Here is a 7,910-nt window from a genome sequence, read left to right on the forward strand (position 1 = left end):
GTGCAATCAGTAAGATGGTAGCACTGGTCATGAAACCAAAGCCGCCAATCTGGATGAGGATCAAGATGACGAGTTGCCCGAAGGGGCTAAAGTGTGCAGCGGTATCTGGTATGGTATTCAAGCCAGTTACACACACAGCAGAGGTGGCAGTGAAAAGAGCATCCACAAAAGGAGTGAATTCACCGGCCTTACTGGAGAACGGCATCATCAGCAAAAAGGCACCGATCAAGATCATACCGGCGAAGCCATAAATCAGGATGGCGAGCGACAGCGGGCGGTTCTTGGGACTCAATGAAATTTCCGGAGGAAGCAGGACACGCCATGGCTTGACTCTGCTTACTCGGTGAGTCACATCGCCAGGTTTCGGACGGTATCGTTTTGGCATAAGAGTATTCTGCAGCAATTAAAGCTGTTTGTCAGGGTTGTGTCAAGTATGAATCTCCGGTGAGACTACCATCACTCTTGCAAAAACACAAGGAAGCGGGTTATAGTTCATAATACGATAGGAAGGACACACCGGAGGGGAATGAGTGCGCAGGGAAGCCTTATACCGGTAGTTCGATGTTTGACAACGCTTAATCAGAGCCTACCCAATACAACAGGGGGAACAAAAATGCCAGCAGAGGACGGGCCAAAAGACAAGAAGGAGACTCCGGTAGATATCAGAGAGATGGAGATTGATGACATTCCTTCCGTATTCCATCTGGGGGAACGGCTTTTCACCAGCGACGAGTTTCCTATCCTCTATCGAACCTGGGATGCTTATGAGGTAACCGATGCTTTCACCGCAGACCCCGAATACTGTTTTGTAGCCGAAGCTGATGAGAAGATTGTCGGATTCGTTCTGGGAACTACCATCGAGAAAGAGGGTACTGCATGGAAGACATACGGCTATCTGAGCTGGATAGGCGTGGACGACGATTTTCAGCGGAGAAGGCTGGGCAGACGGCTTTACCGGAAGCTGGAGGAGAAGTTAAGGCTGGATGGAGCCCGAATGATGCTGGCCGATACCGGAGAGGGAAACGCGGAAGCCATCTCCTTCTTTCACCGGATGGGGTTCTCCAAACAGGGTCAGCATGTATGGCTGGGCAAAACCCTCCGCAAGCCTCGGGTGACCAAGAAGGCTCAGACTTAATCAGACTTTCCCGGATGATCTGGATTTTCTCTGGAGAGGCAATAAAAATGACGAAATCGACTGAGCAGTCAAATGACATCAACCCCCAGAGGCTCAAAGCTCTGTTAAAAGATCTTGTGGATATCTATAGTCCCAGTGGAAAAGAACAGGAGATTATCGCTTTTGCAACGGACTATCTGTCAAAGCAGGGGCTGAACGTAAGCAAGCAAGAGGTCGATGAGAATCGCTATAACGTGATTGTCGTGCCTCAGGAGAGAGATGAGGTGGACCTTTGTTTTGTGGGACATCTGGATACGATTGTAGCCTACGATCTGGACGATTATGAGTCTCATGAAGAGGGGGATGAGGTTCACGGACTTGGAGCTGTGGATATGAAGGGTGGCTGCGCAGCGATGATGGAAGCCTTCACGGTGATTGCCGAACGGGGGAAGGATTTCCCTTCCGTGGGGCTTGCGCTGGTGGTGGGTGAAGAAGAAGGCAATGACGGCGCCAAGGCTTTGGCTCAGGAATATGATTTCCAGTGGGCTATCATCGGCGAGCCCACCGATTTGAAACCCTGTCTGGGTCACTACGGCTATCTGGAGGTGCTCTTGCGCACTCGCGGGAAGCGAGCTCATTCTTCCATGCCTGAGCTGGGGCAGAACGCCATTGAAATGATGCTCAGGCTTCTTTTGAATGTTACCGACTATGCCACACGCCTTCCCCAGGGTTTCGTCTATAATATCAGAGAGCTCTCCGGATTCCCAGGCGCATTTGTGGTTCCGGCCCTTTGTGAGGCGTGGTTGGACCTTCATTTGCCCCCGGACTCAAGGATCGATGTGTTGAAAACAGAGCTGGAGAAACTACTAGAAGAAGCCCATCAAAACATCCCTGACATGGATGCGTATATCCGATTCGAAGATACCTACTCCGGATATCGGATTTCCGAAGAGAGAGCCCTGGTGAGAAAACTGAGGGATGTATACCAGGGGATGTCCCTGAACTGGGAACCTCAGGATTTCAGGAGTCATTCCGATGGCAACGTGCTGTGGGCTGGCGGTATCGACCCTATTATCCTGGGACCCGGTCGTCTGGAATCGGCTCACACGCCCGAGGAGTCCGTATCCTTCGAGCAGGTCATCAAAGCATCTCAACTCTACTTGAATTTTGCTCTATCCCTGCGATGAAATCGGGAAGCTTGGGAGGATTGGTATGAATATCCGAAAGCATATGTCGCTGCTTCCCGTTTTGGCTCTGTGTTTGAGCGCTCTCCTCATCCCCTCCACAGACACCAGTGTCGCTCAGAAATCGGTGGTGTTCACCAAAGATGATTGCAGCTGCTCTTTACCTGGAATGGATCTGGTTGACACGCAGGTGAATACTACTCTGCAGTATTCCTATCTGAACTGCCAGTATGGCTCACCTCAGGGAAGCGGTAAGAACTGGGTAGAGATCAGTGTTTTCTACTACAACGATACGTCGAAAGCATTATCAAATTATCAGAACTCGAAGGATGTTTTTGCGGATGCAGCCGGATGGGCCAAGGATGGTCGTACTCAAGGCGTCGAGCCTGCAAGCCTGATTACAGAGGTAAGCGAGGTGGATCGATATGGCTACGTGGTGTACAACTATCGCCCACAGGCCCTCTTCTACTGGGGGGAGATGGCATTGTTGCGCAACTCAAATTTTGTAGCCTACGTTCATTTGAGCGGTCCGCAAATGGGTGCCGCAGAGGCAACCAGCTTCTTAGACTCCGGAGCCAAGTGCGCCACTGCCATCATCGATAATAAATCGGTTAAGGATACAACATTCGCCTTCAAGTACTATCCCCCCATCATCACCGGAAAAGAAGCTGCACCGTATGTTGGCGGGGACCTGGTAGCTCTGGTCAGAGACAAGAAAACGAACCGGTTGGTTGGAGACAAAGAGGTCTATTTCTTCAAAAAGGACTACTCGGTGGAGGACGTCTCCTTCAATCAATGTCTCAAGTTTCCACAGACTGACCCTCTCTATATCGATGGAGCTTCTTTGAACCAGCTGGGAGGAGGGCACATTGCATCTGATTATGCCAGTGATTCGACAAGCGTGGGTGTTTATGAGGAGGGCTGGGCGGGCTTGTCGGCCAGTCTTGGCGAGGCCAGGTTCAACTATCTCTCCAGCAAAGCCCTTATCTTCGACGCCCTGGTCAAGAGCCTCAAGAAACGGGATGTGGTGAGCGGAACCGTTTATGCCGTCATGTTTGATAAGTCCTCTCGGCAAACCTATCCCGATGGCTCAAAAGCCAAGATCGTTCACATCGCGCAAACTCAGGTTGAGTTGAAAGGTATTGCAGCAATCACCAGCAGCGGCATAGAGGATACCCTGAAGCCTTCTGTGATCAAAGTGCTCAGCGCATCTACTGGCGAAAAGATGGTGAACACCCTGCCTTATTATCTTCGTGAAGACGTGGTTTATATCGATAACAACACGAGAATCACTATCACCTGGCTCTCCGGCCTTTCGCTGTCTCTCAGAGTAAAGCCTGGTTTTCTGGAAGATGGCAAGTTCGAGTGGATCAGCATCGGCTATAAGTATCTGGGCAGTTTCTACGGTGACTGGGTATGGGCTGACAGTTGGGTGGGAAACTTGGTTGTCGAGGGTGCGACGACAATAGCTCCCAGCATCATCGGAACCCTTGCAGGGCCTTCTTGCTATACCGGATTTATTATCGGCGGGCCCATCAGCATCGGCGTCGGACTTCTCGTCCTGGGTTACGAGGGCGCCAAAAGCCAGTGGAATCCGCTGATTATCGAGCCGCGGTCTGAGATTCTTATCGATACGGATGAGGATGGATACCAAGTCTATACCCTTGAGGGATCGGCTGGCCTGCATCCTACTGATGGTGGCTCCGCGCTGGACGTTACTCAGGGGCACGCCACCACTGTGACGACGGATGGTCAATTTGGCCCGTTGACGGAGTTTAAGGAAGCTGACCTCAATGCCGAAATGGCTGCTTTCGTACAGGCGATAAGGGAGGATCAGCCCGCAAGCGACACTGAAAATCCCGGCCTGGGTTTCGAACAGCCGCCGTTCCCTTCTTCGGACTCCGACGACAGCTCCAAGATAATATGGCTCGTCGGTTTGGTCGCCGGAATGGTCGTGTTGGGAATGGCGTCGATCCTGCTGCGCAAGAAACGCCGTCAAACAGCGCCTGCCTATGACCCGCACATCACTCCACGTCAGAATCAGCCCTCCATGCCGGTGAACCCCGGTCCGAGAGTTGAAGAGCCGCTGAAAGGCGAGCTGCCTGTGATCTCCTGTCCCGGTTGCGGCACCCAGGCGCAGCCTGGGAAGAAGTTCTGCGGCAAGTGCGGCGCTGCGTTGCCCTCCACAGGACAGATGTCTGATGCTCAAGTCTATTGCTCGAAATGCGGGGCTTCCAACGAGGGAGGAAGCCTCTTCTGTCGAAAATGTGGATCGAAGCTGGCACTTTGAGAGAATGATCGATGAACTGCCCGAAATGCAGAGCACAGAACGATGCAGCCAATGACTACTGTGGCGACTGCGGAGCATCTCTGGCCGCTGTCAAGGCAGAAGCCTCGACGAGCAGAGGGGATATTCTTCGATGTGCCAACTGCAAGTCACCACTTCAGTCCGGCACGAAGTTCTGCGAAGACTGCGGGGCCCCTGTCATCGAGCCGAACAGGGTCTATTGTCCGCACTGCGGCGCAGGCAATGATGAGGCCAATGTTTTCTGCAGCAAATGCGGAGTGAGATTGTCAGGTTCCGATGGGGCGCATGCTCAGGCTGGCGGTGAAAGTTCCGGCACAAAGCCTGAAGACAGGGCTTCCGCAGCATGGTGGGTACTGGCCTTTGTGCCGCTGATTGGCGCACTGGTGGTATTGATGACGCTTCGGAAAGATCAGCCTGAGATGGGGACAAGGATTATCGTCACCAATATCGGGCTGACCATGATCCTCCTCTTCAATCTGATGCAGATTTTCACTTCCTAGCACTTGTTGCTTAAAAAGGAGCGTTGCACCACGGTTTATGCTTCGAGGGCCTGATGGTTCGACAGGCTCACCACGAACGGAGCACTTTTTCACGTTTGCCCTGAGCCCTTCGATTTGACTCAGAACAGGCCTGTTGAAGGGACACGAGAAAAACAGAGTCGTGATGCCGCATACAGCAAGTATAAGGACGTGATCTCTCGAATCCGCGTAACCAGACCGCACTCAACCTTCCAAAGAGCCCGGCGATACTCTATAATCAAAAGGAAATGACCACCCCCATCCGACGCCAATACCTCCAGGTCAAACAGAAATACCCGGATGCCATTGTCTTCTTCCGGCTGGGCGATTTTTACGAAACGTTTGAGGATGACGCCAAGACGATTGCCCGGGAGCTTCAAATTGTGCTCACTTCCCGGTCGATGGGGAAGGATCAGCGTTTCCCGATGGCCGGAATCCCGCACCATGCGCTGGATGGCTATCTGGCCAAGCTGATCAATGCTGGTCACAAGGTGGCTATCTGCGAACAGCTCAGCGATCCCAAGGCGAGCAAGGGACTGGTGGATCGAGACGTGGTCCGGGTGGTCACGCCGGGCACGGTGGTCGAGACCAACCTTCTGGAGATCAAGTCCAATAATTATCTAGCCGCGATGGTGGTCGATGGAGATCGGGCAGGACTGGCCTATGTTGACATAACAACCAGCGAATTCGCCACGACACAGCTCAGCCTTGATCGCGCCCTTCCCGAACTGGAACGGCTGAGCCCTTCGGAGGTCATTGTCCCAAAAAGCTTTGAGAATCACCTCGCAGGCGAACCGACTCGCCTTGACGATCGATGGTTTGATCTGGGAACAGCCCGCCAGACGCTGCTGGATTACTTTGAGGTCGCTTCACTGGCAGGTTATGGCTGCGATCAACTCCCATTGGCTGTTCGAGCGGCAGGAGCCATCATTGCCTATCTCAAAGAAACTCAGAAGGGCGCATTGGGGCAGTTGCCCACTCTTTCAACGTATTCCACCGAATCTTTCATGGTCATCGATGCACAGACGCGCCGTAATCTGGAGCTTTTCAGGTCGAGCAATACCGGAACTGTCAGTGGCTCACTCCTCTCGGTAATCGATCTCACCAAGACCCCGATGGGCGGCAGACTGCTTAAAATCTGGCTGGGGCAGCCACTGCTTGCCATAAACGCTCTGCTTCAACGGCAGGAGGCCGTTGCCTGGTTTACGGCCAATGCCGTTCGGCGCGCCGAGATCATCAACCTTCTGGCCCGCCTCTCTGATCTGGAACGGCTGATCAATCGGGTCAGGGCGGGCATTGCCATTCCCAGAGAGTTAGTGGCGCTGCGGCACAGTCTGGAGCTGATGCCGCAACTCAAGTCGGCCATAGGAGAGGAATCCGCACCGCTGACCGGGCTTGCGTCCGAGCTTAAACCCTGCCATGAAGTGGTGGAGCTGATTTCCAACGCCATTGTGGAGGAGGCGGCCGGACCGGTTGGGGATGGAGGAGTGATAAAACCGGGGTTCTCCCCGGAACTCGACCAGATACGCTCCGCCTCCAGAAATGCCAAGCAGTTCCTGGCTGAACTAGAGCGCAAAGAGCGAGAACGGACCGATATCAAGTCGCTCAAGGTGGGATATAACAGGGTTTTCGGCTACTACATCGAGGTGACCAGCGCTCACCTGGAGAAAATTCCGGCCGACTACATTCGCAAGCAGACGCTGGTTGGGGCGGAACGATTCTTCACTCCCGAGCTCAAGGAATATGAGTCGTTGATCCTCAACGCGCAGGAGCGGATCGGAGAGTTGGAGATCGCCCTGTTCAAGCAGGTGTGCCGACAGGTGTCCGGGTCCGGGGAACGGATTCTGGGCACCGCCCGTGCGCTGGCCCAGATCGACGTGCTAGCTGCTCTGGCCGAAGTGGCGGTGCGGAACAGTTACGTGAAGCCGCAGTTGACTTTCGAAGACGCCATTCGCATCGTCGGCGGTAGGCATCCGGTGGTAGAACAGGCGCTGGTGGAAACCGGCTTTGTCCCCAACGATACCCTTCTTTCCAACTCCGATTCCCAGGTCGTTATTCTTACCGGTCCCAACATGGCAGGGAAATCCACCTATCTTCGGCAAGTGGCCCTGATCGTGTTGATGGCGCAGATTGGCAGCTTTGTGCCTGCGGATTCGGCGACTATCGGGCTGGTGGATCGCATTTTCACCCGGGTGGGACTGATGGACGACCTGACTACCGGACGTTCTACCTTCATGATCGAGATGACGGAGACGGCCGCTATTCTGAACAATGCTACGCCGCAATCGCTGATCATTCTAGATGAGATCGGACGGGGCACCAGCACTTATGACGGGCTTTCCATCGCTCACTCGGTGGTCGAATATCTGCACAACAACCCCCGACTGGGAGCCAAGACAATTTTTGCCACCCACTACCATGAGTTGGTTGAACTGGCAAAAACCCTCCCTCGGGTGAAGAACTTCAATGTAGCGGTAACTGAAGAAGGCGGCAAGGTGGTATTTCTGCGAAAAGTCATCCCCGGAGGCGCTGACCGCAGCTACGGTATCCATGTGGCCCAGCTTGCCGGCATGCCAAGGTCAGTGACGCACCGGGCAGTGGAAATCTTGAAGGGACTGGAAGAAGGAAAGCCCGCCGCCAAGAAGGAGAAGAGGAAACCAGTGCCGGATCAACTCTCTCTCTTTGCCGAAAAGCCCCCGGTCCTGGCGGAATTGGAGATGCTCGATATCGATGCTCTCACCCCGCTGGAGGCCATCACCCGGCTCTACGAGCTCAAGAAGAAGGCA

6 protein-coding genes are annotated in these 7,910 nt (G+C 53.8%); 5 read left to right on the forward strand and 1 reads right to left on the reverse strand.

Going from position 1 to position 7,910, the window contains the following annotated elements; genetic code table 11:
• On the reverse strand, positions 1-235 hold a 235-nt coding region (locus tag PHV74_13385), incomplete at its 3' end, for a potassium transporter TrkG (protein MDD5095351.1).
• A 378-nt stretch (positions 236-613) separates the two neighbouring features.
• Between PHV74_13385 and PHV74_13390 the strand changes: the two genes are divergently transcribed.
• From PHV74_13390 to mutS, 5 genes are all read left to right on the forward strand, one after another.
• On the forward strand, positions 614-1,135 hold the full coding sequence (locus PHV74_13390) for a GNAT family N-acetyltransferase (protein ID MDD5095352.1): 522 nt from the start codon (positions 614-616) through the stop codon (positions 1,133-1,135).
• A gap of 47 nt (positions 1,136-1,182) precedes the next feature.
• Entirely contained in the window at positions 1,183-2,301 is a 1,119-nt protein-coding gene (locus PHV74_13395; GenBank protein ID MDD5095353.1) for a M20/M25/M40 family metallo-hydrolase, read from the forward strand.
• Positions 2,302-2,326: 25 nt separating this feature from the next.
• Positions 2,327-4,588 (forward strand): zinc ribbon domain-containing protein, encoded by a 2,262-nt coding sequence (locus PHV74_13400; protein MDD5095354.1) that lies wholly within the window; start codon positions 2,327-2,329, stop codon positions 4,586-4,588.
• 11 nt (positions 4,589-4,599) lie between these two features.
• Positions 4,600-5,106: a zinc ribbon domain-containing protein gene (locus tag PHV74_13405; GenBank protein ID MDD5095355.1), complete on the forward strand. Its 507-nt coding sequence runs from the start codon at positions 4,600-4,602 to the stop codon at positions 5,104-5,106.
• A 266-nt stretch (positions 5,107-5,372) separates the two neighbouring features.
• A partial coding sequence (mutS, locus tag PHV74_13410) for a DNA mismatch repair protein MutS (GenBank protein MDD5095356.1) occupies positions 5,373-7,910 on the forward strand: 2,538 nt, incomplete at its 3' end.

It is taken from the genome of Dehalococcoidia bacterium (genome assembly GCA_028711995.1).
Lineage (GTDB): Bacteria > Chloroflexota > Dehalococcoidia > SZUA-161 > SpSt-899 > JAQTRE01.

What these genes read in the sequence shown, in the direction of transcription:
- PHV74_13390 (MDD5095352.1), top strand. Translation starts at nt 614, where the DNA reads ATGCCAGCAGAGGACGGGCCAAAAGACAAGAAGGAGACTCCGGTAGAT.
- PHV74_13395 (MDD5095353.1), top strand. Translation starts at nt 1,183, where the DNA reads ATGACGAAATCGACTGAGCAGTCAAATGACATCAACCCCCAGAGGCTC.
- PHV74_13400 (MDD5095354.1), top strand. Translation starts at nt 2,327, where the DNA reads ATGAATATCCGAAAGCATATGTCGCTGCTTCCCGTTTTGGCTCTGTGT.
- PHV74_13405 (MDD5095355.1), top strand. Translation starts at nt 4,600, where the DNA reads ATGAACTGCCCGAAATGCAGAGCACAGAACGATGCAGCCAATGACTAC.